The following is a 26,176-nucleotide window of genomic DNA, read 5'->3' on the forward strand; positions in this document are numbered from 1 at the left end:
TTGTGCTTAGTTCTGTACCAATACGCCATTGGATGCATCGATCTCGCGTTGCGGTATCGGTAAAAGGAGGGAACGATCGTCGTAAGCGGTCCCATCTACCGAGCCTTTCAGGCGTTTGATATCGTGAATGCCTTGGCCTTCGTGTGCCAGTTCGAGCCTGCGCTCAAGCAAGATGCGGTTCAGATCTACCGTTGTTAAATTTGGTAGGGCTGTATGCCGCTCCCGAATATAGTTAATATCGGCCAAAGCTGTAGCGCCTACGCTGGTTCCTAAACGGAAATTACACTCAGCACGGGTAAGGTACATTTCGGAGAGGCGCACAATAGAAAGGTTACTATTTAAGAATTTCCATTTTCCTGATCGCCAATCGCCGGTGCCAATGTCGTTTCCTTCGCCTCGGTAGAAGAGGGCCAAACGATGGTCAAGGTAAGCGCCGCCGGCGTCTACGCTTTGGTCGTATAGGGCAAGGTGTGCAGGTAGCACGACCACGTCGCCAGCACGTGCGCCGTAGGCTGTGATAGACCAGTAGGTATGCATAACGTTGGCGCCATCTTGTGCGCTAACGGGCATTTGAAAAATACCATCGCTGGAGACAGCATCGGGATCGGTGCTATTGATCTTGCCACTGTTGAACGTTCTGGCGTAGGAACTCCCAACCGCAAATCGACCATAGTCTATCGCGCGATTGGCTGCATCGCGGGCTTCTGCGTAATTTTCCATTTGCAGGTATACCCGCGATAAGATGGCTGCTGCGGCGGTCTTCTGACCATAAGCAAACTCACCGCTGTTTTCTAGTAGGGACTCGGCGGTAGTAAGATCGTTGATGATTTGGGTGTACACCTCTTCTACGCTGGCACGTGGCAGGTAGCTTTCTTCATCGATTTCGCGTGTAGCGGTCAGCTTAAGTGGTACGCCAGGGTTGCTGCTGATGCTCCCGCTGCTGTAGGGCTTGGCAAATAAGCGCACCAATTCGAAATGCGCAATACCGCGCACGAATAAGGCTTGGCCTTCGACCACATCACGATCTTCTTCGTTGACGATGGTTAACGCGCCCAATACATTGTTGGCAATATTGATCGCATCGTAACCCTGCAGCCAGAGGTTAGTAACAAAGGAGTTGGTTGCGAGCATGTTTTTATTGTACACCTCGCGTGGTTGACTGAACGTGCCTTCCCAGCGGATCTCGCTGGTGGAGGTTAACAACTCGGAGAGTAATTGTACCACGCCCCCATAGAAGTATTCTTCGCTAAGTTCATTGTATGCACCGGATAAGGCGCGTTTGACATTTTCATCCGAGTTGAGCGCTACTTCTTCGCGTATTGACTGCTCGGGCTCGATATTTAGTTTATCGCCGCAGCTCCATAAGGTAACGCTGGTAGCCAAGGCGAAAAATATATTTTTATAGTTGATTTTCATGATTTGTGTTGTTTTTTAAAATCCAATGTTTAAACCTACTGTCCATGTTTTGATCTGCGGTGCCGAGTAGAAATCTGCACCTTGGTTGCGGTTGGTAGAGCGATAGTCTGCATTGACTTCCGGATCCCAGCCGGTATACTTGGTAAAGGTGAGCAGGTTTACCCCCGATAGGAAAATGCGGGCATTGCTAATGCGTAATCTTTCTAGAGCGCTGGCTGGAAGTTTATAGCCAAACGTGACATTTTTTAGGCGTACGTAATCACCATCTTCGACGTGGCGGCTAGAAGCATTGGAGCTGTTGCCGTAGTTGAAGCGTACTTGTGGCATATCGGTGATATCGCCGGGATTTTGCCAGCGACGCAATTGGTCGACCGTTTGGTTATCAAACCAATCCATGCTGGACGACATAAAGGCGCCGGCACCATTGATTATCTGGTTGCCAAATACGCCTTGTAATAGAAATGACAGATCAAAGCCTTTGTATGCAAAGGTATTGGTTAAGCCACCGATAAAATCAGGATTGGGATCGCCCACAATAAAATTGCCGGCTTCGCTCATGTCGTTGGTGGTCGTGCGGTCTTCTTTGTAAAACAAGGCATCGCCATTTTCAGGATCTACACCGGCATATTCAGGACCGTAGAATATACCAATAGATTCGCCTACGATCAAAGAGTTGAGGAAGCGGCCATCATTGCCGGGTATAAGATCACTGTTGCCATCTAGTCTAGTGATCTTGTTTTTATTGTAAGCAATGTTGAAACTGCTTGTCCATTTAAAATTGCCGTTAGTGATATTGGTAGAGTTTAAAACCAATTCTACACCTTTGTTTTGCATGGAGCCTACGTTGACCGTCTGCGTAGCAAAACCGGATGTACCCGGTACGGGTACATTATAGATCAGATCATTAGTATTGCGGACATAATAATCCAACTCACCGCTTAGGCGGCTCTCAAACAAACCGAAGTCAATCCCGATGTCGACCTGATTGGACTTTTCCCATTTTAAAGCGGCATTGGCCAGTTGTGAGGTGATTAAAGCGGAACCGCTATTGTATTTGGTGCCGTTAAATAAACCCATGTGAGCAAAGTTGCCAAAGCCATCGGCATTACCGGTGAGCCCCCAGCTACCGCGGATCTTGAAGAAATTGACCGTGGCGTTATCTTTCCAGAAGCCTTCTTCAGAAAGAATCCAACCGCCAGATACAGCCGGGAAGAAACCATAGCGATTGTCGACGCCAAATTTGGAGGAACCATCAAAACGACCACTTAAACTCAAAAGGTAACGCTCATTGAACTTGTAGTTTGCCCGTGCAAAATAAGAAAGGTAATTGTACCGATTGGCCGAGGTGCTACCACCGGTAATCTCTCCGGCACTGGCTAGTCTGCGCAATTGGCGCGCTGGGAAATCTTGGCCTTCCACGAAGATGTACTCATCATTGTATTCTTGGTAAGACATGCCCAAGGTGGCATCAAAGCTATGCTTATCGGCAAAGATGTTGCTGTAGGTAAAGTAATTGTTGGTATTGTAGTTGATCGCTTTGAACCATTCCGACTCTGCGTAGCCGTTGATACCTGTTCCCGTTTCGGAAAGCGGGCTAGCCCAATAGTTCATCGTTTGGTTTTGTATATCTATGCCAAATTCCGTGCGAAATTTTAAGTGATCGATAATGTTGTAATCTAAGAACGCATTGCCCAAGTTGCGGAAGCTTTCGGTGCCACGCGTCACTTCGTTGATCTCTAACAGACCATTATAATAAGAGGTGGTAGGTGTGTTGTATAGGTTGCCATCTAAATCGTGGGTAGGCGTAATGGGTGCCATGGCGACTAATTGCAGTGGTGTGGTGAATGCATTGTCTTCGGCGACGCGGTTGACATTGGTTTTGCTTAAGCCTAAGTTTAACCCGATTTTCAAGCGCTCGCTGATGTTGTGATCGAGGTTTAAGCGACCGCTGAATCGTTTGAAGTAGTTGTTGATTAAGATACCGTCTTGATCGGTATAGCTACCGCTTGCATAAAAACGGGTGTTTTCGTTACCGCCCGATGCATTGAGATCCATAGTTTTGTTTTGGGCGTCTTTATTAAAAGCGAGGGATTCCCAATCGGTGTCGGTTTCCAAATTGCGCCAGTCTGACCAGCCCGAATAGCGATCTAATCGGCCTTCTACGTATTCTAACCAAGAATCTTCATATTGACTTGGGGCTAGGGGATCAATACCGTCGATATTATCCGAGTTGATCGCAGCTTCGCGGATCAGCTCGACGTACTGTGCGGCATTTAAGAATTTACGATGACCTGTCGCACTGTTTTTACCATATTGTGAATTGAAGTTGAATTTTGTTTTGCCTGATTTTCCTTTTTTAGTCGTAATCAAGACTACGCCGTTGGCAGCGCGTGATCCGTAGATGGCCGCTGCGGATGCATCTTTTAAGATTTCGAAACTTTCGATATCATTGAAGTTGATGTCGGTTAGGGCATTGGATGAAATACCCTCATCAGCAATGGGGATACCATCAACCACGTAAAGCGGTGAGTTGGACGCACTAAGCGAGCCGGAGCCGCGGACACGTACTTTTACTCCTTCGCCGACTTTACCACTATTGGCCTCTACCTGTACGCCGGCTGCACGACCCTGTAGGGTCGATGTGAGGTTGGCGACGGGCATGCCTTCAATATCTTCACCTTTGATGCGCGCGATATTGCCAGTCAAGTCTTTTTTGATCGAGGTACCAAAACCTACTACAATAACCTCCTCGAGGTCGCTATTAGCAGGTGTCAAGGTGATGCCTGCGCTAACTTGCGCGGGGCTGAGCTCAAGCGTTTGGTAGCCAATGGCTAGAATGGTGAGGTTGCGGTTTTCGGCATTAATGTCGATCTCAAAGGAGCCTTCGCTATCGCTGGATGTTGCCCGATTGGTGCCCTTCTCTTTGATTGTTGCGCCAGCTATGGGTTTTCCATTTTGATCTTTTATTACACCTTTTACTTTGGTCTGAGCAAAAGTTTGCAAAAAAAGACAGCAAAATGCTGCTAGCAGTAGTGTCTGTTTCATTGTTTAGTGGTTTAGTTAGTGTAATTTGTTTGCTTAACCTGATATTATATCATTATAAATGATTTTAATGGTTAATGTTTACATATTTAACTTAAAAAAATGACAAATGCAATATTTTTAAAAGCTTTTTATGTTAAAATTTCATTTTTTAAATGGTTTTATTGTGTTTATTTCATAAAAAATATAAAATTTTTTCATCTTTGAAAGCCTTACGAAATGCAAAATCGTAGGGTTCTCTCCATATCTCTCGCCAAGGTTGAATTTTTAGTGGAGTCGAAAAGCATTTGAACGATTTGTTGTTGTAAATCGTCAACAGAAAGTGAACATTGTTTACCGTGAGCTGACGCGCCAATTTACGCGCTAGTTTTATGGGAATTTTTGAAAAAACCGATATGTCGTAAAAAACAAAAAGCCTGCAAACGTTGTGTTTGCAGGCTTTTGTATGTTTTGACTTTGATTTCTGTAGCCCGTAGGGGAATCGAACCCCTGTTTCAAGAATGAAAATCTTGCGTCCTAACCCCTAGACGAACGGGCCTTTTTGTGTTTCGGTGTGCAAATATAGAAAGGATAATCTATTATCCAAAATAATTTTTAAAAAAAGTATAATTTAAAAAAATAAGGTATTTTTAGGCTACACAAACGACTGAACACATCCATAAACATGAAAATAAAAAATAAAATATGCACAACAATCGCTTCGCTGTGTTTTGCGGGTGTTGGTTGTGCTGCTTACGGTCAGGTTGCGCAATCCCCAATATCGCTGCACTGGCGTAAAGCCGCATCCTACAATGGAAAGGATAATCTGGAGCTGAACTTGGTATTAAAGAACACAGGAACGCAGGTTGTTGATCTGAAAAATGCAGACCTTTGGTTCAACGCAATATTTCCCATTGACGAGCGCCAGGCAACCAGCTATACGCTGAGTGATGAAAACGGAAACCTGTTCCGCATCCGCTTCGCGGACAATGTGCAGATACAACCGCAGGATTCCCTGCAACTTTCCTATGCGTCGAAGTATCCCATCTTGAACGTGTCTAATGTGCCCAATGGCTTCTATTTGCAGGATCGATCCAATCCGGATGTCGTGAGTCCGCTATCGTTGCATGCCACGGCAATTAAACCGGATGCGAACGAACAAACGCTATATTGGGCTAAGTTGTATGATAAGAACGCATCCCGTCAGGTATCCACAGCGCGCAAACCGGTGTTGCCTACGCCTAAATCGATCAAGGAGCAGCAGGGGCAGCTTGTGTTAGAGGGGGCAATTTCCTACTGGGTGGATCCGGCTTTCCAGTCGGAGATGAGCAATCTGCAGACATTCGCAACCATGTTTGGGCAGCTTACTTTCATTGGCGCTGAAGAGAAAAAGGCCAAGGTTCAAGTGAAAAAAGCTACGGGCTATGGTAAAGAAGCATATGCACTACGCGTGAACAAGGATGGCGTGCTGATCGAAGCCAGTGAAGGGGCAGGGGTATTTTATGCCCTACAATCGCTACGTTCCCTTATTGCACCCAAGGCGTTTGATAGCGGTGCCTTAACGCTACCTTTGGTCGATATCAAAGATGAACCGCGTTATGCCTATCGGGGATTTATGTTGGATATCTCCCGTAACTTTAAGGATAAGGCCACCATATTAAAGTACATCGACCTCCTATCGCATTATAAGATTAATACGTTTCATTTTCATTTTATCGATGATGAAGGTTGGCGTATAGAAATCGCTGCATTGCCCGAATTAACCGCGGTAGGAGCCAATCGTACTGCCGCATTCGGTATCACAGGAAGCGGTATTCAACCTTCGTATGGTTCTGGTTCAGGTGCTACATCCGGACATTTTCTATCCCGCCAGGATTTTATCGAAATTCTTCGTTACGCTAATCAAAGGCACATCACGGTGGTGCCCGAGATCGAAACACCAGGGCATGCCCGTGCCTCGATCAAGGCGATGGAAGCGCGCTACCAGAGTTTCTTGGCAAAAGGAGACAGGAAAGAGGCCGAGAAGTATCTATTGCACGATTTTGAAGATCAATCCGTATACAGCTCGGCCCAATACTGGAACGACAATGTGATGAACGTGGCGCTACCTTCCGTATATACTTTTATTGGCGTCGTGTTGGATGAATTTAAAAGCATGTATGCCGCAGCAGGGCTGACACTTCAGAAGGTCTCCCTAGGCGGTGATGAGGTGCCTAACGGCTCTTGGGAGAAATCGCCTAAGATTAAACAATTGATGGACAGTACGGGCATGAAATCGGTGTATGAAGTCTGGCCTTACTACATTGCGAAAGTAAATAAGCTTTGCCAAGAAAAAGGATTGCAGCTTGCGGGATGGGAAGAGATGGGTATGGTGAACAAGGGCAAGGGCATGGAAGTGAACCAAGAACTAGCCTCGGCCAATATACAATTGGATGTGTGGAACAACCTGGTTGGCGGAGGGCAGGAAGATTTGGCTTATCGACTGGCCAACGCGGGCTACCCCACGGTTTACATCAGTGCAAACAACAATTATTTTGATATGGCGTGGGATACGAATTTTGAGGAACCCGGACTCAAATGGGCTTCTTATGCCGATCTGTATCAGTCGTACACCTTTTTGCCAGAAAATTTCTTTGCATCCATTGGGCATAGTGTAAATGGTGCTAAATTCGAGAAAGGGCATTTTAATGCCAAGAAACGCTTAAACGAGAAGGGCAAATCTAACCTTTTAGGTGTAAAAGGAGGACTATGGGCCGAAACGGTGGTGACGGGCGACCGGCTGGACTATATGGTCTTTCCGCGTTTGTTTTCGCTGGCCGAACGTGCCTGGGCGCAGCGGAAAGCTTATGAAGATGATGCCAAATTTGATGTCAATACGTTTAACAAGGACTATAGTGAGTTTTTGAACAAGGTTAGCCAAGTGGAGCTACCAAAGATAGCGAAGACGGTTAAGTTTAGGTTGCCGGCGGTAGGCGTAAAGGAAATCAATGGCAAATTACACGCTAATGTGGAGTATGCTGGATTTCCGATTTACTACAGCACAGACGGCACGGTTCCTACCCTCAGCAGCTTACGCTACAACGCACCAATCGAGCTAAAAGCAGGTCAGGTGTATAGCTTTGTGGTATTGGACGCCGATGGCCGTCAAGGAACGGTTTCCGTTATTCAGAAATAGCGGAAAGCACGTCTTTGAGCTCAATATCCTGATGTGACGCATGGTATAAACAGGAGTCTCCCTGTAGCAGTAACAGCTGGGGAGACTCATGTCTTACCTGCCATTTTTCGGCAATATAATTGGACAGTGTCCGAAATTGAATAAGATCTAAGTAGTACAGCGAAAGGCCTTCCGGCAGTAAATCGAAATCATATTCAACGCTTCTTTTCGCCATGCTGCTGACTGGGCAACGGGTACTATGTTTAAAGACCAAAAAAGGTTGATTTGATGCGGCAAGTTCTTCAAGTTGCGCTTGCTCGGTTAGGGGTTTCCAGCTCATGATATTAAAGGGTTGAAAATTTAGAGTCCTCCATTTCCGTAAATGCGGCAACGGTGGTAAAAGAAGTACTTTTTTCTTGGCTACCCATGCTTTTGAAGGTTGTTGGTAGAAACAGTCCTCCCCCGATATCTTTGTAGCCGTTCACGTAAAATTCGTTTCCATCCTGATCCACGAGTTGCTTGATGTAGCCCGTCTCGGGGTTGAAGTATAGATCGCCTGCGAGGTTATTGTCCCGCAGTTGAAAGCTTATATACTGAAGTTTCTCCGCATTGATAATTTTGGACGCGGCCTTTCCAGCCTTATCTATCAAGGTTGGTAGAAAAATAAAACTGGCATCTTTCTTAAATTGTTCATTAATCTTTGCGAAGGCATCATCGACTTCGCTCGACCCGCTTTTGCTTTCCACACCGTTGCTGGAAAACTTCATGATCTTTTGCGTTTTGAAATTAAAGATGGCGATGATATTGTCACCATCGCTCAATCGACCTTCAAAGCGCACCTGTCCTGATCGTTTGTTGATCAGAAATTTTCTGCCGCTCTGCACATATTTGGATTCGTTGCCACTAGCCACGAATAAAATGTAATTGGTGTTATCCCATTTGGTCTTGCCGCCAATGCCTTTCCATAAGATAGAAACAGATTCTTGGCTAGCCTGTGCCTTAACCTGTCCTGCCGTCAAAGCGAGGAGACCAATAATTGCCGCCATTAAATATGTTCTCATAGTTTTATGCTGATTTAAAAAGAAACAGCGTGCTCTGTTTTGCTGATGTGCGAAACAGAGCACGCTATGGAGAAACAGATTATTTCGTTCTGCTTTTTTTCTTGGGGTAAGTGCTATATGCTGCACATTGTTTTTGTGAAGAACAAGCTGTAAAAAAAATAGATCCCAAGAAAAGGGTTCCAATGAAGAGGATGAAATAACGTTTCATAGTGCTGATATTTGTGGTTAAACTGCTGGAAACCGCTGGCTAACAAGAGCCATCTGAATGGCCGTGATGGCCGCTTCTTCGCCTTTATTACCGTGTATTCCTCCAGAGCGATCCAGCGCCTGTTGTAAGTTGTCTGTCGTTAATACGCCGAAAATGACCGGTTTATTGTATTTGATGGCAACATTTGCAACGCCATTGGCCACCGCATCACAGATAAAGTCGAAATGTCTCGTCTCCCCTTGTATAACACAGCCTAGGCAGATCACTCCGTCAAAGGAGCTGTCACGTAACACGATATCCGCTCCCGACACTAACTCGTAGCTACCCGGCACCCGTACCACCTCAATATTGTTTTCTTGTGTACCATGTTTCAGTAGTCCCGTTACGGCACCGTCCAATAATGCTCCGGTAACTTGGGCATTCCATTGCGCAACCACAATGGCAAATTTTAACCCCTCTGCGTTTCCTACTTCTAAATGTGAAAAGTCGGAAAGATTTTTCAAGCTGCTTGACATGGGGGCAAAGATAAATAAAAAAGGCTGCTTTATAAAATAAGCAGCCTTTCGTATCTTTTTGGGTCTTAACGACTATTGCTTCGCTTGTACGCGTGCCAATGGTCCATCGATCATATTTGCCTCTGGGCTTTCAGGATAGTCTGATTTAATAGACTGGTAGGCTTGTTCGGCATTTTTGAAGTCTTCCAATGCTTCATACACCAATCCTAGTTTTTTCAAGAATAACGGTGTTGTGTAGGAGTTTTTGCTCTTGTCAGCTGCTTTCTTATAATAATCGGCTGCCGATTTATAATCTTTCGACTCGGAATAGGCATCTCCAATTAAGCCGGTAACTAAAGGATCTAATACTTCACTTCCTGTGTCGGAATATTTTTGCAAATATTTGATTGCCTCTTGGAAATTGCCTTGACGAAGGTATAGACCACCTAAATACGCGTTAGCAATGTTTGCAGACTTCGTGTTTGAATATTCGTCAGCTATTTCTTTGAAGCCCAAGAACGATCCGTCGCCGTTTATTGCTTTTGCTTGCAAGGAATCGATCATTGCATATTCCTCGGCCTTATAGATTTCATTTGCAGCTTTCTCTGCTCGTGGAGCTAAATATAATTTTTGATAACCCAAATACAACAATATCAAAACGATGATACCGCCAACAATAAAGGTTATGCTTTTTTGATTGTCCTGAAAAAATGAACCTGATGACTTTTTAGGTTCTGTTGGATTTACATTTGTGTTTGACATCTGTTAGTATCGTATAATAAATATGGAACGCAAAATTACACTTTTAAAAGTTTATTGCAAGTATTAATAAAAAATCTCGGCTTTATATCAGTTAGTTGGGCTTGAAATTATTTTGTCCAGCTGTTCATAAACAGAGTTTTGACTTTTAAACTCCGGTACGATTGTCTTCATCTGCCTTACCACTTCCATATTGTCATTGGTTTTTGTGCGGCCGAACAATGCTTTTATCTGCGTATCAACGAAGTCAAAATTGTTCTCACGAACTTTTGCTATCATTATTTTTTGATGGTGGGTAGGGAGTGTGTTTTCGAGGTCATTCAACAGTTCTTCATAGAGCTTCTCTCCTGGACGAAGACCGGTAAATTTGATGTCGATATCGGTATAGGGCGTGAAACCGGAAAGCTTGATCATTTTTTCCGCTAGATCTACAATTTTTACTGATTTACCCATGTCAAATACAAATATTTCGCCGCCGTTGCCCATGCATCCAGCTTCTATAACCAATTGGCAGGCTTCTGGAATGGTCATGAAATAGCGGGTAATCTCGGGATGTGTTACGGTCAATGGCCCACCTTTTTCAATTTGTTCCTTAAAGCGTGGTATCACCGAACCATTTGATCCCAATACATTGCCGAAACGGGTCGTGATGAACCTCGTTTTTATATCGTTGTTCTGTGCAATGATGCGATTGTTCAGCGATTGTACATACATTTCAGCGATTCTTTTGGTTGCTCCCATCACATTGGTTGGGTTGACAGCCTTATCTGTAGAAACGAACACAAATTTGGATACTTGATATTCTACCGCTAGATTGGCCAGTGTAAACGTGCCTAGTACATTGGTGCGCACACCTTCTATCGGATGGTTTTCCATCATCGGGACGTGTTTGTATGCCGCGGCATGGTATACATATTGCGGCTTGAACGTCTCAAAAAGGGTACGCATGCGCTCTTCATTTTTGACGTCTGCGATAAATGATTGGTAGGATTGGTTCTTAAAACGTTCCTGAAGATCAAGATGCAAATTGTGCAGCGGCGATTCGGCCTGATCGCAAAGAATGATCAGTTGCGGGTTGAAGAGTCCCAGCTGCTTGGCAATTTCGCTACCAATGGAGCCAGCGGCACCAGTTACTAAAATGCGCTTTCCGGCCACTTGATCACGTATGTTATCATGCGATAGGATGATAGGGGCACGCTCCAAAAGATCCTCGATCTTGATTTTCTTGATTTGGTTTGGCGACAGCGTGCCATTGATGATTTCGCTCACTGGTGGCAGCGTAAGCACGTTTACATTATGTTCCAAACAAATATCTGTAACGGCATCCTTTTTCTCCGGATCAACTTTATGGGAGGCGAAGATGAGCTCGTCAATGCCCAACTTTTGAATCAAGCGATCAAGATCGGCAGACTTGAATATTTTTACGCCGTCGATGTATTTGTCGATCTTGCTTTCGTTGTCATCGATATAGGCAACGATAAACTTATTGGACTTAAGATCGTGATCAAACGTACGTTTTACAGCGATCCCCAGATCGCCAGCACCATAAACCACGACATTTTTCTTTTCGGTGGATTTAGTTTTGTTGTACTGGAAAACGATCTTGATCAGTGTACGATAGGTGGTGAGCCCAGTAAAAGCAAAAAGGCTGTAAATGATAATAATATTCGTCGGTAACAGCGAAGGGATATGCAATGCGATTAGCGTTAGCTTGATCGCAAAGAGAATAATGATGTTGAACAGCAGCGTGGATAGTATACGGATGGAGTCCACGGCACTGGTGTAACGCACAATGCCTGAATACAGCTTGAAGACAAGAAAAGAGAGGGACGTTGTCGCTAAGCAATAGATGATTTCTACAGCAAATTCATACCGAGCGTAGGCATGCAGGTTAAACGAATAGTACAGCGCATACGCAAATATAAATGCGATGGCAGCGATCGACAGGTCGAAAAGAAATATTGTCCACCTAGGGACAATGCCAATTTGATTGAAAATAGGTAATTTTTGCATTAACACGATGTTACACCTAGGTAAAAGTAGAAAAAAAAAAGGATTTAATATTCTTTGCACTTGAATATCAATAATAATTATTTAATTTCACTGGTTAAAAAAGGAAGAGATCGATCCTATGAATGATATGTCAAAAATAGCCCATAAAGCCATTTTTCAAACGCAGGAAGCGTTAGCGCAGGTTGGTAAGAGCCGGAATTCCTTGAAGATAGGAGTTCCTAAAGAGATTTCATTTCAAGAAAAAAGAATTCCTTTGACTCCACTATCGGTAGCGTTGTTGGTCGAATATGGGCATGAGGTAGTCATCGAGGCAGGCGCAGGCGATGCTTCAAACTTTTTAGATCAACATTACAGCGAGCAGGGCGCGCGTATTAGTCATGATAGAAACGAAATTTTTCAAAGTGACATTATTATAAAAATTGCAAGCCCCACGCTGGAAGAGGTTGGCATGATGCGTAATAAGCAGGTGCTGATGTCTTCCCACCAACCTTCGTTAATGGATCTTCAGGTCTTGAAGGCCTTGATAAGAAAGCAGATCACAGCACTTTCCTATGAATACCTGAAGGATGAGGGCGGGCACTTGACCGTCGTTCGAGCGATGAGTGAAATTGTTGGAGCTACGTCGGTCTTGATTGCGGCGGAGTATCTCAGCAATATATTTGATGGAAAGGGGCTGATGTTGGGCGGTATTACCGGTGTTCCTCCGACAGAAATGGTTATTATAGGTGCCGGAACGGTGGGTGAATATGCTGCCCGGACGGCTATCGCCTTGGGTGCACAGGTGAAGGTGTTTGATAGTTCGGTATACCGGCTACGGCGTTTGCAGAATAATGTAGGCAGCCGCGTCTTTACTTCTGTGATTCAGCCAATCGTTTTGAACAAGGCCGTTCGCTCCTGTGATGTGGTGATTGGTGCTGTGCGTGCCAGCAATGGACGTTCTCCCTGTATCATCTCTGAAGATACGGTATCCAAGATGAAGCCAAACTCTGTGTTGATCGATGTGAGCATCGACCAAGGGGGCTGTTTTGAGACATCGGAGGTCACTAATCATGATAAGCCGGTCTTTCGCAAGTACGATGTGATCCACTATTGTGTGCCTAATATCGCGTCGCGCGTAGCGCGTACTGCTACCTATGCATTGACGAATATTTTTACGCCCCTGCTGCTGCAGATTGGTGAGAGCGGAGGCATGAACAACATGATCTGGTCGGATAAATGCATTCGCAGTGCCATTTATCTTTACCAAGGGATGTTGACCAATAAAGATATTGCCGATAAATTTAACCTGACGTCCAAGGATTTGGACCTCCTCATTGTTGCTAACCAATAAACTATGAAATTTACTTATGCTTTTTTCATGACGGTATTGCTGAACTACTATACCTTGGCGCAAGAAAAAGTAGCGCTTTATGAGACTATTCCAAATGCTACGAAATCCAAGGAACAGCTCGGGGATGAAAATATTCCCGTTTTGTATCGTTATGAGATAATGGGTGCTAAGCAGGCTGTGCTGATTATTCCCGGAGGAGGTTACGGACATGTGGCGATCAACCATGAAGGTCACGAAGTGGCCAAAGAATGTAATAAACATGGACTTAGTGCTTTTGTACTTTACTATCGACTGCCCAAGGATGAAACGATGAAAGTACGTAAGATTGGTCCGCTGCAAGACGCACAACGAGCGATGCAATTTATACGCGAGCAGTATGCTTTTGATCGTGTTGGTGTCATTGGATTTTCGGCGGGTGGACATCTTGCGGCCACGCTGTCCAACCATTTTGATGAAGCAAAAATCGAAAATCCGAAACACAGCAATCTAGGTCCCGACTTTTCGGTGTTGGTGTATCCGGTTATATCTATGCGAGACGGCGTCACCCATCAGGGATCCAAGAAGAATCTGATCGGGGAGCAGGCCGAGGAATCTGACGTGCACTACTATTCTTTGGATGAGCAGGTGACGAAAAATACACCGCCTACCTTCTTGGTACATGCCCATGATGATCAGGCTGTGGTGATCGAAAACGCTACACGTTATAAAGCTGCGCTTGATAAAGTTGCTGTGCCGAATATGTTGTTTGAGTACCAAAGGGGAGGCCACGGTTTCGGACTGATCAACAAGACGGATGAACGCAAATGGTCTGATCGTATGTTTGCTTGGCTAAAAGACTTAAAATGAAAAATAGTGTATTGATCGTCCTGTTTAGCTTCAGTATGTTGCTGGGCAAGGGGCAGGAGTGGAAGGTTTTTTTGACAGAAGTGGTGCCATCGTTTAAGGTGCTCGATAAGCAAGGCAAAAGCTTGTCTATCGATTCCTTGCGGGGCAAAGTGGTGTTGATCAACTTTTTTGCGACTTGGTGCCCACCTTGTCGCCAGGAATTACCAAGGCTACAAAAAGAGGTGTGGGAACGTTGGGGACATCGGGAAGATTTTGCCGTGATGGTTTTGGCAAGGGAAGAGGGATGGGATAAACTTGATCCCTTTATTGAAAATACAGGTTACACTTTTCCTATTTTTCCAGATCTCAAACGCGACGTATTTTCCTTATTTGCCGAATCTCAGATACCAAGAAACGTGCTGCTAGACAAGGAAGGGAAAATTATTTACCAATCCATAGGCTATACGCCGGAAGAGTTTACAGCTTTTATCGAATTGATTGAAGATAGCTTGGCTCACTAAGCATCTTGGTCGTTGCTAAAAACAAGATGTCGTTTGATATCGATATCCACGCGGGTTCCGATAGGGATATCGATAATGGGATGCAAAATGGCGTGGAGGATGAGTTCCCCGTGGCGCACGATCAATTCATTGTAGAAACCACGAAAACGAACGTCTTGTACTTCAAAGCTGCCTTCGGTATTTATACGGTAGCTGATGTCCTCTTGGTGAATACCAATTGCTGAGGAACTCTGAATGCCGAGTTGCTGGGCCGCTTGCGGGGATAATATATTGCATTTTGCCAGTAGCTGGGCGGTGTAGCTGTGCGACGGATTATAATAGAGATCCGCTGGCGATCCTTGCTCGAGGATTTTCGCGTTTTTCATCACAATAAGTTCATCGGCCATGGCCAATACTTCCGTAGGGTCGTGGGAAACCAATAGTATGGTCAGTCCCGTTTCGGCGACGATATGTCGAATGTCTTGTTGTAGGGCATCGCGAAAAGCTGCATCCACTTGGTTGAATGGTTCGTCCATGAGCAGTACTTGCGGTTCGTTGATCAAGGCACGCGCAATGGCCACGCGTTGCTTCTCGCCGCCGCTGAGGTCGGCCACACGTTGCTGTGCCAAATGATCGATTTTCAGCCGCTCCAAGGTTTCGCGTGTCTTGCTTTCTTTTCGTGCCAGATTGGTGTTTGGCAGCTGCGAGGCAATGTTGTCCCATACTTTTGCGTACAGATTGAGGTCATCAAAGCCTTGGGATACGAGGCGCATGGCATCGTGCCCAGGAATGAGCTTATCCTTACGCGTAGGAACAAGCCAGCCTTGATAGCGTACTTCTCCGCTGCTTGGTTCCAACAACCCATAGATCAATTTCAATAAGGTACTTTTTCCGCTTCCCGATTCTCCAATAATAGCTGTTATCTTTCCTTCGGAAATGCCAAAATCGACGTTGTTCACCGCGATCACCTGCTGCTTAGCTTCGAAGGTATGCGAAAGCTGTTCGCCAAAAATAAAAGGAATATCCAGTCGTTGGGTGTCATTCGGGATATATTGACAGGAAGCGTTTTTTTGTGCCATAAATGAAAAGTGCCGAACATTTTTTGTTCGGCACAAAAGTACATAAATATATCTTAAGGTCGCGGCAGAACGATTGGATCTTAGAATCCCAAGGTTAATCCGAAGGTAAAATTATTTAAAGACTGCTGGTTGGGACTATTTTCAAACATATCGTTCAAGTAATACTTGGCAAACACGCCCATTGATCCGTACCCAACTCGTGCAAATGCGCCATATTGGAAGCTTGCTAGGTTATAGTTGTCACGGAATTTCTGTTTGCCAAATTCGTCGCTCTTTAAGCGCTGTGTACCTTTTAGCAGGATGCCCGTCATTGCACCAACGGCAATTTTTGCACGGTCACCATGTCGGTTTTTACGACTACGGAACTCGAATGTCAAGGGCACGCGCAGATAGGTGGATGTAAATACGTTTTTCCGGTAATCTGTTGTTGATTCTTCGTAAGCCAAAGGCGCTGCGTCAGTATCTAATATTACATCGTTCTTCAGACGTAGATAGTTCCATTCAAAACCGGTTGATACATACATCTTAAACATGTCGGTAAAACGCAGCCCAACTTGAGCGACATCGAAGCCAAAATTAGAGGCTTTGCTATAGTCCAAAAATTGGTTGTCTGCCGAGAGTGTAAAACTGCCATCATCGATCAGTCGAGAAAAACCCCAGTCGATACGTGTGAAGGTCAGGCCCCCAAAGAATCGAGGATATTTAATTACTTTTCCACGATCATCGTAGTCTTTCTTTCCAAGCGTTGGCTCAAAGCCCATATGTTTGTTTTCTGTGCTGTCGCTGTCGTTATCCTGTGCGGAAACGGATGTCATTGATAGCAGACCTACCATAACAGTCGATAGGATGTAGGATATAAATGTATTTTTCATAGGGCTTATCTTCTAATTTTTTTACGGTTTTTTACTAGTGAATTAAATATGTCAATTCGAAGGGATCCTTCTTCGTCATTGCTAAAGTGTATGGTTTTACTATCGTCGGGATTTACCACGTCCGAAATTCGATTCAGAATGCCCGTGACGATGCCTTGTTGCACCTTTGCCGGCGCTTTTGGGCCATTTGCCAGCATGGATTCTTCCTCCTCTGGGTTTTCGATCAATGGCCGGATGGGCTCGACCTCCACCACTTGTGTGCTCACCAGCGTCGGTGGGAAGGTATCCGTGTGTGCAGCTTCTATCTTAGCTACCTGCAGCTCGGGGATTTGTAAATCCAGTTTCGGCATACTTCGCTTTGGCTCTATTACTTGGGCTACCGCTACCGTCGGTTGGCTCACCTGTTTTGGGCGCTTGTCAACTTTTGTCGCTTCGGCTTGTTGCGCCAATGGGCTTTCATTGGGTGCCTCAGCAACTTGCTGTTGTTTTTCATTCGTTTCAATACGACCTTGCTGCACACCTGTTTGGGCTATTTGTTGCAATTTCTGCGGTGCTTCGCTACGTTGCAGGAAAATGATCGCTGCAAATCCTCCCAATATGATCAATGCCGCTGCATAACGAAGTCCCTGTCTCTTCCATAGTGGAATGATCTTCGGTTCCGCAGGTAATTCGGCTTCTATCTTTGCCCACATTTCTGCACCCGGATCAACCTCGAAGTCGGTCAGTCCTTTCTTGAAAAGCTTGTCTAATTGTTCATCATTCATGATGCCTTACCCTCCATTTTAAGTAATCTCTCCTGAAGCCACTGCCGGGCTCTGGATAACTGTGATTTTGAATTGCCCTCGCTTATCTGGAGCTTTTCCGCTATTTCACGATGGGAATATCCATCGATCACATACATGTTGAAAATCGTGCGGTAGCCAAGTGGCAGTAGCTGTATCAGCGCTAGCAAGTCCTTGTACTGCACGTTGTCGGTACTATCCATCGTTCCGGCAATGGTTTCGTGACTTTCATCAAAAGATTCGACGGTAGTCATTTGATTGCGTCTGTGCTGCTCGATCGCGGTATGCACCATGATCCGCCGGATCCAACCCTCCAATGAGCCTTTGCTTTCAAAATGTTCGCCTTTTTGAAACACCTTGATAAAACCAACCTGTAAGATATCTTTTGCCTGTTGCTCATCCGGAGCATAGCGAAGGCAAACAGCATACATCTTTTTGGAGAACAGCTGATAGAGCGCAAATTGTGCCTTCCGGTCACCGTTTAGGCACTTCTTCCATATGCTTTCTAACTGTTGCTTTTCCAAGGTTGATTAGTCTTTATAAGGAAGACGAGCAAAAAGAGAGGAGGGTTGCATCCGCTTTTAAAAAAATTGAAATTTATGCTACGCTGATCTTTCGGCTGGTTGGTGATAGGACTTCGATGCTGATGGTTCGTACATCCTCGGGGAGAAGATTTTCGATCTTTTCAGGCCATTCGACGAAACAAAAAGCATCGGCATAAAAATATTCTTCATAACCGAGGTCAAGTGCTTCTTCCTCCTTTTTCAGTCTGTAAAAGTCGAAGTGATAAATAGGGCCGCTGGTTGAACTGTATTCGTTTACAATAGAGAAGGTAGGGCTAGATGTAGCTTCTGTAACCCTCAAGGCCTTGCACAGCGCGTTGACGAGGGTTGTTTTGCCCGCGCCCATCTGTCCCTTCAGCAGAAATATCCTATCGTGGGTATAGGCCGATAGGATCTGCTGTGCGGCGGCTTGTAATTCGTCTAGGGTATGAACAAGGATTTCCATGTTCAAATTTATCTATTTTGGCGTATATACCGCATAGGGGATGATCATTTCTTCTAAAGATATGCCGCCATGCTGGAAAGTGCCATTATAATAGTTGGAAAAATGGTTGTAGTTATTAGGGTACACAAAGAAATAGTCGTCTTTGCTAAATACAAATGATGAGCTGACATGCAACTTGGGCAACTGGGCATCGTGCGGGTTTTTAATCACAAACACTTCCTTGGCTTGGTAATTCAGATTTTTGCCCTGTTTATAGCGCAGGTTTGTATTGGTGTTGCGGTCGCCAATGATCTTGCTCGGACGTTTCACGCGGATCGTGCCGTGGTCGGTCGTAATAATGACTTTAACGTTCCTCTGGGCGAGCCACTTTAAGGTGTCTAGCAGGGGCGAATGTTCGAACCAAGAAAGGGTGATAGATCGGTAGGCACTTTCGTCATTGGCCAGTTCCCGTATCATTGCCATGTCAGTGCGTGCGTGCGACAACATGTCGACAAAGTTGTACACCAAGACGTTCAGGTCATTCAACATGAGGTTGTTCAAGGAATCTACAATTTCTTTTCCTTGGTCCAACGTCAATATCTTATGGTAAGAATGCTTGATGTCCCGTCGGTAGAGACGACTGATCTGGTCGGCAAGGAACTTGTCTTCATTGAGGTTTTTGCCTCCTTCGTCATCATCATTTTGCCAAAGATCAGGGAAACGACGTTCCATTTCCAATGGAGTCAGTCCGCTAAAAATTGCATTTCGGGCGTACTGCGTGGCCGTTGGCAAGATGCTGTAATAGGCATCTTCCTCTTCCAAGCGATAATAGTCCGTGATGACTTCGTTAATTATTTTCCATTGGTCGTAGCGTAAATTATCAATAAGGAAGAAGAAAGTTGGCCGCTCTGCTTGCAAGGATGGGAATACCTTTTTCTTAAAAAGCTGGTGCGATTGGACAGGTCCCTCTTCTTTATTCTGTATCCAGCTGATGTATTTCTTCTCCACGAACTTGGAAAACAACGTGTTGGCATCGGCCTTCTGCATGGTCAGTATTTCGTGCATGCCGGCATCTTCCAACTTTTGCAAGGAGAGCTCCCAATAGATCAGTTTCTTATAGGCTTCCGTCCATTGCCGGAAATCGAGGTCGTCATTGATGGTCATGCCGAGATTTCTGAACTCTTGTTGGTAGGCCATCGATGTCTTTTCGCTAACTAAGCGTTTGTTTTCCGTGAATTTCTTGATCGTCAGTAATATTTGCTTCGGATTTACGGGTTTGATGAGATAATCATCAATCTTGGAGCCGATGGCATCCTCCATGAGGTGCTCTTCCTCATTTTTGGTAACCAACACCGTCGGAATAGTAGGATTTATAGTCTTTAAGATGGCCAATGTTTCCAATCCGGTTTTTCCGGGCATGTTTTCATCTAAAAATACCAGATCAAAGGGCTCGTTTTGGAAAGCTTCAACCGCATCGTTGCCGTTGTTTACCGTTTTTACACGATAGCCTTTCTCTTCCAGCAGCATAACGTGCGGTCTAAGAAATTCTATCTCATCATCGGCCCAAAGTATATGTATTTTATTGATCATGTGTTTGCTGTTTCTTCTTCTTCGGAGAATCCCTTTGTTATAGGTAGGTTCGGAAAAAGTGTAGTTATCGAACTTGCCACAAAATAGCCAAATGGGGCGCCAATACTTTTATTTTTAACATTAATTAACTTCATTCTCCTTATCTTTGCGCTAATTTAGACGAATAATACGCGGGGAAAGGAGTGCTATCAAAAATAACAATAAATAAAAGGCTGCCGAAAATTGAATAAGAAAAAGATAATCAACGACCCCGTTTACGGATTTGTTTCAATTCCGTCGGCTTTTATTTTTGATCTTATCCAGCATCCCTTTCTACAGCGGCTGCGTTATATCAAACAGGTCAGTATGACGCACTTGGTCTATCCGGGGGCACTACACACCCGCTTTCAGCATGTCGTTGGTGCCATGCACTTGACCTGTCTCGCGCTCGATACCTTGCGCAGCAAGGACGTGGCCATTACGCCCGAAGAGGAGGAAGCCACCTTGGCGGCTATTCTGCTTCATGATGTGGGACACGGCCCGTTTTCACATTCCTTGGAACATACGCTTGTAGAAGGCGTATCGCACGAGATGATCTCGGCGCTCCTCATGGATAAGTTGAATGAGGAATTTAAAGGCCGACTGAGCTTGGCCATCACGATTTTCAACGACCAGTATCACCGTCAATTTTTTCATCAGCTGATATCTAGCCAACTGGATACCGATCGCATGGACTACCTGAATCGCGACAGCTTCTTTACAGGTGTTTCGGAGGGCGTTATTTCCTTCGACCGCATTATCAAGATGTTGAATGTACAGGACGAAAATCTTGTGGTGGAAGTGAAGGGGATCTATTCAGTAGAGAAATTTCTGATTGCTAGGCGGTTGATGTATTGGCAAGTTTACCTGCATAAGACCGTAATTGGTGCAGAACAGATGCTGATCAAAATTTTGTACCGTGCGAAAGAATTAAGTATGCAGGGGGAGCAAATGTTCGCCACCAAGGCGTTGCAGCACTTTTTGCAGAATAAGATCGATATTCATAATTTTTTGGAGATTCCAGATCACCTGATGTGGTTCACCCGTTTGGACGATATGGATATCATGTCGGCCGTCAAAGATTGGGTATATGCAGATGACCGTATTCTTGGGATGCTTTGCAAGCGGCTTATGAACCGTGATTTGTTGCGTACAGAACTTAGGAATACGCCTTTTTCGGAGCAAGAAATTGCATTTGTAAAGGAAAAGGTGAAAAAAAATCTGTCGCTGGATGATCACGAAGTGGATTATTTTGTGTTCACACAAACGATTCAAAACAGTGCATATGATGCCAGCTACAATAATATCAAGATTTTGAATAAAATGGGTAGCGTTCAGGATATTACCGAAGCGTCTGACCTGTCAAATCTAGTGGCTTTGGCGAAAAGGGTAGAGAAATATGCCATTTCCTATCCTAAAGAGATTGGCTTTCCATTGTACGAAGGTTAACAAAATGGTAAAATATAATTAAGAAAAAGTATACATTTGTAAGATGCAATTTACTGCAAATCAAATAGCAACATTATTAGGCGGGTACGTTGAGGGAGATCCGGATGTTCTTGTAAATCAGTTGGCTAAGATCGAAGAGGGGACTCTCGGCTCGTTGGCTTTTCTGTCCAATCCCAAGTATGAACATTTTCTGTATCAGACTAATGCTTCGGCTGTTATCGTAAATGAGGACTTACAACTTCAAAAAGCTGTTGACACGACGTTAATACGTGTTAAAGATGCTTACTTGGCTTTTTCTGAACTCTTGAAGATCTATCATAAGTTGCGCAATGAGCGCAATGGTGTGGAGCAACCTTCATTTATACATGAATCGGTCACGGTAGGAGCTGATTTTTATCTTGGCGCTTTTTCTTATATAGGACGTGATGTCAAGATAGGTAACAATGTGAAAGTTTACCCACAGGTTTATGTCGGCGATGGTGTCGTTATCGGTGATAATGCTGTTCTGTTTCCTGGTGTAAAGGTCTACTACGACTGTAAGATCGGTGCCAACGTGGTGCTGCACAGCGGTGTGGTGGTTGGGAGCGATGGTTTTGGCTTTGCACCACAGAAAGATGGCACGTATAGTAAAGTTCCACAGATAGGGAATGTTATTATACACGATGATGTAGAGGTGGGAGCCAATACAGTTATTGATCGGGCTACTTTAGGATCTACGGTGATTTCTAAAGGCGTGAAGCTTGATAACCTGATCCAAGTTGCACATAATGTGGAGATCGGTGCCAACACTGTTGTTGCGGCACAGACGGGTATTTCTGGTAGTACGAAAGTTGGCGAACAGGTCATTTTAGGTGGACAAGTAGGTATCGTAGGTCATATTCAGATTGCCTCGGGTTCGCAGGTACAGGCGCAGTCTGGTATTAACCGGTCTATTGGACAAGAAAACAAAAAATGGGGCGGTTCTCCGGCAATGCCTTACAGTAGTAACTTACGATCGCAGGTTTTGTATGGAAAGCTACCTGCCCTTGAGCAGCGATTGGCGGAAGTTGAGGCGAGGCTGAAGAAATTGGATGACGAAACGCGATAATTTTGCTAAATAGTATATGTTAGATATGAATGTGAAACAAAGGACGATTTCGTCCGAAATAGCGATATCGGGAATAGGCTTGCACACGGGGAAAATTGTGAACATGACCTTAAAGCCCGCTCCAGAGTTTCATTGGTTTAAATTCAAAAGAGTAGATATCGCGGGATCGCCCATCGTAGCGGTAGATGCCGACAATGTGTCGGATACATCCCGTGGGACGACTATCACGCAGAATGGTGCTTCGGTGAGCACGATCGAACACCTGATGGCAGCCTTCGTGGGCTTGCAGATTGATAATGTGCTGATCGAGATTGACGGCCCTGAGGTGCCTATTTTGGACGGTAGTTCAAAGATTTACGTGGAGAAGTTGCTGGAGGTTGGCTTTGTAGACCAAGAGGCAGATCGCGACTATTATGAAATCAAGGATAATATTGCGTACGTAGAAAAAGATCGCAAGGTGGAAATTATCGCCATGCCGCTAGACGGTTATCGGTTGACCTGTATGATCGATTTCAACTCACCGGTATTGGGTAGCCAACACGCGGCAATCAGTAATATTTCGGAATTTCAAAGTGAAATATCTTCATCACGTACGTTTTGCTTTTTACATGAACTGGAAAGCTTGCTGAACCACAACCTGATAAAAGGTGGCGATTTGTCGAATGCTATCGTTATCGTGGATAAAGAGGTGAGTAAGGAAGAGTTGGATAAGTTGTCCGGACTGTTCAATAAAACCGTGGAAGTAGCCAATGAAGGTATCCTGAATAATATTCAACTACGCTATCAGAACGAGCCAGCGCGACATAAGCTGCTGGATATGATCGGCGATTTGGCCTTGGTAGGTCGTCCGTTGAAAGGGCATATTATGGCTGCTCGTCCTGGCCATGCTGCAAATGCTGCTTTTGCCAAAAAAATAAAAGCCCAAATAAAACGAGATAAAAACCGCAAGAATATGAAGGTTTACGACCCAAATATGACGCCGGTGTACGACACGGTTCAGATTATGAACATATTGCCGCATCGACAGCCATTTTTGATGATAGATAAGATTTTGGAACTATCGGAAACCCACGTCGTGGGACTGAAGAATGTGACCATGAATGAAGATCTTTTTATGGGGCACTTTCCGGGAGCACCTGTTTTTCCAGGGGTTCTGCAAATAGAAGCCATGGCACAAACCGGTGGTATCTTGGTGTTGAACACTGTTCCTGATCCAGAAAATTGGTTGACACTGTTCCTAAAAATCGAAAATGCCCGTTTTAAGAATCAGGTAACGCCAGGGGATACAATTATATTCAACTGTGAGTTGCTGGAGCCTATCCGTCGAGGCATCGCACGCATGAAAGCGGTCGGCATGGTTGGCGATAGGGTAGTAAGTGAGGCCGAATTGATGGCCCAAATTGTAAAAGTAAAAGGTAATTAACATGATACAACCGTTATCATACATCCACCCTGAGGCGAAAATCGCTCAAAATGTGGTGGTCGAGCCATTCACGACGATCTATAAGGATGTCGAGATTGGTGAAGGAACTTGGATCGGCTCCAATGTGACGATCATGAATGGCGCTCGGATAGGCAAAAACTGCCGTATTTTTCCGGGAGCCGTGATCTCTGGCGAACCCCAAGACTTGAAATTTGAAGGCGAGGTGACCACCGCAGAAATTGGAGACAACACCACCATACGGGAGTGTGTCACCATCAACCGTGGTACCAAAGACCGTTACAAAACGGTGATCGGAAAAAATTGCCTTATTCAGGCTTACAGCCATATCGCACATGATTGCTTTGTTGGCGACAACTGTATCTTCTCCAACTCGAGCACGTTGGCCGGACATATTACGGTGGGCGACTATGTGGTGCTTGCTGGTATGGTTGCTGTGCACCAGTTTTGTCAGATTGGCTCTCACGCTTTCGTAACGGGTGGTACGCTTGTTCGTAAGGATGTGCCGCCATTTATCAAAGCAGCGCGTGAGCCGATTTCCTATGCGGGTATCAATTCTGTAGGTCTACGACGTCGGGGTTTCACGGCAGAGCAGATTACGGAAATTCAGGATATCTACCGTGTGCTATTCGTGCAGAACAGAAACCTGACTAAAGCGCTGGATCTGATCGAAGCCGAATTTGCACCTACTGAATTGCGGGATGAGATTTTGTCTTTCGTACGGAATTCTAATCGTGGTGTTATCAAGGGGTTTAATCAGGGACGTAATTCTTCACTTTAATAGCGCGTTTATTGAGTATAACTTTACAAGACTTAGGCAGACGGTATAACAGGGAGTGGATCTTTCGCCACATAGATTATACCTTTTCATTGGGCAAGAAATATGCGGTGCTGGGGCCGAACGGTTCTGGTAAATCTACTTTTTTGAAGGTGCTTGCAGCCAGCTTGTCACCCAGTGAAGGCCAGATTGTATATCAAACAAAAGAAGGGGCAGCTACTGCTGTGGATGCGTGGTTTCGCGAAGTAGCAGTAGCTGCCCCTTATCTCGAACTAATAGAGGAGTTCACCCTTCGGGAGATGATATCCTTCCATTTTAAGTTTAAGCCTTTCCTTCCCAGCTATGATATGGAACGCGTCTTGGCACTGCTTAACCTCGAAAAGGCGGTGGATAAGGAGCTTCGTTTTTTCTCATCGGGAATGAAGCAAAGGGTGAAACTGGCATTAGCTTGTTGCTCGGATAGTATGCTGCTCCTGCTAGATGAGCCTACCAATAATTTGGATGTCGCGGGGGAGCAGTGGTACCTTGATCTTGTCGCGCAGACAAGCCACGATAATCGTATCGTTATCGTTGGGTCGAACCAAGAGAAAGAATATGCCTTTTGCGAGGAATCCATTAATATGCTCGCCTATAAATAATTGGCTCCGTTTTTTTTAAACCCTTATATTTCGTAGTTTTGTATCGCTAAAATTCAAATAGATTGTTATGTCAAAAGCATCTGAAGTAAAATCAGGAAATATACTCCGTTTTAATGGAGAATTGGTAGCCGTTGAAGAGTTTATTCACCGTACTCCCGGAAACCTACGTGCATTTTATCAAGCGCGTATGCGCAACATCCGTAGTGGAAAATTGGTAGAATACCGTTTTAGGACAGACGAAGATGTGGAGATTGCTCGCGTAGAAACAAATGACTACCAATATCTTTACGATGAAGGTGACTTTTTCGTCGTGATGGATAATAATACTTATGAGCAGTTTAATATTCCTAAGTTTTTGTTTGGTGATACTGCGCGTTTCCTAAAAGAAGGAATGAACGTGATCATCGCTTTTGAAAGCGAAGAACCTATTATGGCGCAGGCTCCTGCAACGGTGGAATTGGAAATAACATATACGGAACCGGCTGTAAAAGGTGATACCTCGACCAACGCGTTAAAGAGCGCGACGGTAGAAACGGGTGTTGAAATTCGTGTGCCGTTGTTCATCAATCAAGGAGATAGAGTAAAAGTAGATACACGCACTGGCGATTATATCGAGCGTGTAAAATAAGGATTTAGGTTTAGGTTGATTATTCGGTCTTGTTTGCTTTCGGGCG

23 protein-coding genes and 1 tRNA gene are annotated in these 26,176 nt (G+C 44.8%); 10 read left to right on the forward strand and 14 right to left on the reverse strand.

Going from position 1 to position 26,176, the window contains the following annotated elements; genetic code table 11:
- Positions 1-6: 6 nt before the first annotated feature.
- The 3 genes from SCB77_RS14085 to SCB77_RS14095 form a co-directional block, all read right to left on the reverse strand.
- Positions 7-1,416, reverse strand: a complete 1,410-nt coding sequence (locus SCB77_RS14085; RefSeq protein WP_320182649.1) for a RagB/SusD family nutrient uptake outer membrane protein — start codon at positions 1,414-1,416, stop codon at positions 7-9.
- Between the two features lie 15 nt (positions 1,417-1,431).
- Entirely contained in the window at positions 1,432-4,461 is a 3,030-nt protein-coding gene (locus SCB77_RS14090; RefSeq protein WP_320182650.1) for a SusC/RagA family TonB-linked outer membrane protein, read from the reverse strand.
- Positions 4,462-4,924: 463 nt separating this feature from the next.
- A tRNA-Glu gene (locus tag SCB77_RS14095) sits at positions 4,925-4,996 on the reverse strand.
- Between the two features lie 126 nt (positions 4,997-5,122).
- Between SCB77_RS14095 and SCB77_RS14100 the strand changes: the two genes are divergently transcribed.
- Entirely contained in the window at positions 5,123-7,612 is a 2,490-nt protein-coding gene (locus SCB77_RS14100) for a family 20 glycosylhydrolase (protein WP_320182651.1), read from the forward strand.
- Here the strand turns inward: SCB77_RS14100 and ytxJ are convergent.
- The 5 genes from ytxJ to SCB77_RS14125 form a co-directional block, all read right to left on the reverse strand.
- Entirely contained in the window at positions 7,599-7,931 is a 333-nt protein-coding gene (gene ytxJ / locus SCB77_RS14105; RefSeq protein ID WP_320182652.1) for a bacillithiol system redox-active protein YtxJ, read from the reverse strand. The genes SCB77_RS14100 and ytxJ overlap by 14 nt on opposite strands.
- A 4-nt stretch (positions 7,932-7,935) precedes the next feature.
- On the reverse strand, positions 7,936-8,652 hold the full coding sequence (locus tag SCB77_RS14110; protein WP_320182653.1) for a hypothetical protein: 717 nt from the start codon (positions 8,650-8,652) through the stop codon (positions 7,936-7,938).
- Positions 8,653-8,877: 225 nt separating this feature from the next.
- A complete protein-coding gene (gene ribH, locus SCB77_RS14115) occupies positions 8,878-9,375 on the reverse strand; it encodes a 6,7-dimethyl-8-ribityllumazine synthase (protein ID WP_320182654.1) in 498 nt (165 codons plus the stop codon).
- A 72-nt stretch (positions 9,376-9,447) separates the two neighbouring features.
- Positions 9,448-10,116, reverse strand: a complete 669-nt coding sequence (locus tag SCB77_RS14120) for a tetratricopeptide repeat protein (RefSeq protein WP_320182655.1) — start codon at positions 10,114-10,116, stop codon at positions 9,448-9,450.
- Positions 10,117-10,203: 87 nt separating this feature from the next.
- Positions 10,204-12,126 (reverse strand): polysaccharide biosynthesis protein, encoded by a 1,923-nt coding sequence (locus tag SCB77_RS14125; protein WP_320182656.1) that lies wholly within the window; start codon positions 12,124-12,126, stop codon positions 10,204-10,206.
- A 118-nt stretch (positions 12,127-12,244) separates the two neighbouring features.
- Here SCB77_RS14125 and SCB77_RS14130 point away from each other — a divergent pair, with 118 nt between their 5' ends.
- Genes SCB77_RS14130 through SCB77_RS14140 form a run of 3 tightly spaced genes read left to right on the forward strand, consistent with a single transcriptional unit; the run spans position 12,245 to position 14,802 of the window.
- On the forward strand, positions 12,245-13,456 hold the full coding sequence (locus SCB77_RS14130; protein ID WP_320182657.1) for an alanine dehydrogenase: 1,212 nt from the start codon (positions 12,245-12,247) through the stop codon (positions 13,454-13,456).
- A gap of 3 nt (positions 13,457-13,459) precedes the next feature.
- Positions 13,460-14,302 (forward strand): alpha/beta hydrolase, encoded by an 843-nt coding sequence (locus SCB77_RS14135; RefSeq protein WP_320182658.1) that lies wholly within the window; start codon positions 13,460-13,462, stop codon positions 14,300-14,302.
- Complete coding sequence (locus SCB77_RS14140) at positions 14,299-14,802, forward strand: TlpA family protein disulfide reductase (protein ID WP_320182659.1); 504 nt, start codon at positions 14,299-14,301, stop codon at positions 14,800-14,802. Before SCB77_RS14135 ends, SCB77_RS14140 begins: the two co-directional genes overlap by 4 nt.
- Here the strand turns inward: SCB77_RS14140 and SCB77_RS14145 are convergent.
- From SCB77_RS14145 to porX, 6 genes are all read right to left on the reverse strand, one after another.
- Positions 14,799-15,860, reverse strand: a complete 1,062-nt coding sequence (locus SCB77_RS14145) for an ABC transporter ATP-binding protein (protein WP_320182660.1) — start codon at positions 15,858-15,860, stop codon at positions 14,799-14,801. The two genes, SCB77_RS14140 and SCB77_RS14145, sit on opposite strands and share 4 nt — an antisense overlap.
- A gap of 80 nt (positions 15,861-15,940) precedes the next feature.
- The gene (locus SCB77_RS14150; protein ID WP_320182661.1) at positions 15,941-16,732 is read right to left on the reverse strand and encodes an outer membrane beta-barrel protein; all 792 of its coding nucleotides are present in this window, start codon (positions 16,730-16,732) and stop codon (positions 15,941-15,943) included.
- A 5-nt stretch (positions 16,733-16,737) separates the two neighbouring features.
- A complete protein-coding gene (locus SCB77_RS14155) occupies positions 16,738-17,496 on the reverse strand; it encodes a hypothetical protein (protein WP_320182662.1) in 759 nt (252 codons plus the stop codon).
- Positions 17,493-18,038: an RNA polymerase sigma factor gene (locus tag SCB77_RS14160; RefSeq protein WP_320182663.1), complete on the reverse strand. Its 546-nt coding sequence runs from the start codon at positions 18,036-18,038 to the stop codon at positions 17,493-17,495. Before SCB77_RS14160 ends, SCB77_RS14155 begins: the two co-directional genes overlap by 4 nt.
- A gap of 73 nt (positions 18,039-18,111) precedes the next feature.
- Positions 18,112-18,522 (reverse strand): tRNA (adenosine(37)-N6)-threonylcarbamoyltransferase complex ATPase subunit type 1 TsaE, encoded by a 411-nt coding sequence (tsaE, locus tag SCB77_RS14165; RefSeq protein WP_320182664.1) that lies wholly within the window; start codon positions 18,520-18,522, stop codon positions 18,112-18,114.
- Positions 18,523-18,534: 12 nt separating this feature from the next.
- Positions 18,535-20,091 carry a T9SS response regulator signal transducer PorX gene (gene porX, locus SCB77_RS14170; protein ID WP_380935698.1) on the reverse strand — a complete coding sequence of 519 codons (1,557 nt, stop codon included), beginning with the start codon at positions 20,089-20,091 and terminating at the stop codon, positions 18,535-18,537.
- Positions 20,092-20,313: 222 nt separating this feature from the next.
- Here porX and SCB77_RS14175 point away from each other — a divergent pair, with 222 nt between their 5' ends.
- From SCB77_RS14175 to efp, 6 genes are all read left to right on the forward strand, one after another.
- A complete protein-coding gene (locus SCB77_RS14175) occupies positions 20,314-21,558 on the forward strand; it encodes an HD domain-containing protein (protein ID WP_320182665.1) in 1,245 nt (414 codons plus the stop codon).
- A gap of 43 nt (positions 21,559-21,601) precedes the next feature.
- A complete protein-coding gene (gene lpxD, locus SCB77_RS14180; protein WP_320182666.1) occupies positions 21,602-22,645 on the forward strand; it encodes a UDP-3-O-(3-hydroxymyristoyl)glucosamine N-acyltransferase in 1,044 nt (347 codons plus the stop codon).
- A gap of 25 nt (positions 22,646-22,670) precedes the next feature.
- The gene (locus SCB77_RS14185; RefSeq protein WP_320182667.1) at positions 22,671-24,068 is read left to right on the forward strand and encodes a bifunctional UDP-3-O-[3-hydroxymyristoyl] N-acetylglucosamine deacetylase/3-hydroxyacyl-ACP dehydratase; all 1,398 of its coding nucleotides are present in this window, start codon (positions 22,671-22,673) and stop codon (positions 24,066-24,068) included.
- Between the two features lies 1 nt (position 24,069).
- Positions 24,070-24,867: an acyl-ACP--UDP-N-acetylglucosamine O-acyltransferase gene (gene lpxA / locus SCB77_RS14190; protein ID WP_320182668.1), complete on the forward strand. Its 798-nt coding sequence runs from the start codon at positions 24,070-24,072 to the stop codon at positions 24,865-24,867.
- Positions 24,868-24,878: 11 nt separating this feature from the next.
- Positions 24,879-25,502 carry an ABC transporter ATP-binding protein gene (locus SCB77_RS14195; RefSeq protein ID WP_320182669.1) on the forward strand — a complete coding sequence of 208 codons (624 nt, stop codon included), beginning with the start codon at positions 24,879-24,881 and terminating at the stop codon, positions 25,500-25,502.
- A 67-nt stretch (positions 25,503-25,569) separates the two neighbouring features.
- The gene (gene efp / locus SCB77_RS14200; protein ID WP_320182670.1) at positions 25,570-26,130 is read left to right on the forward strand and encodes an elongation factor P; all 561 of its coding nucleotides are present in this window, start codon (positions 25,570-25,572) and stop codon (positions 26,128-26,130) included.
- Positions 26,131-26,176 lie beyond the last annotated feature (46 nt).

This window comes from Sphingobacterium bambusae (genome assembly GCF_033955345.1).
GTDB classification, from domain to species: Bacteria; Bacteroidota; Bacteroidia; order Sphingobacteriales; family Sphingobacteriaceae; genus Sphingobacterium; species Sphingobacterium bambusae.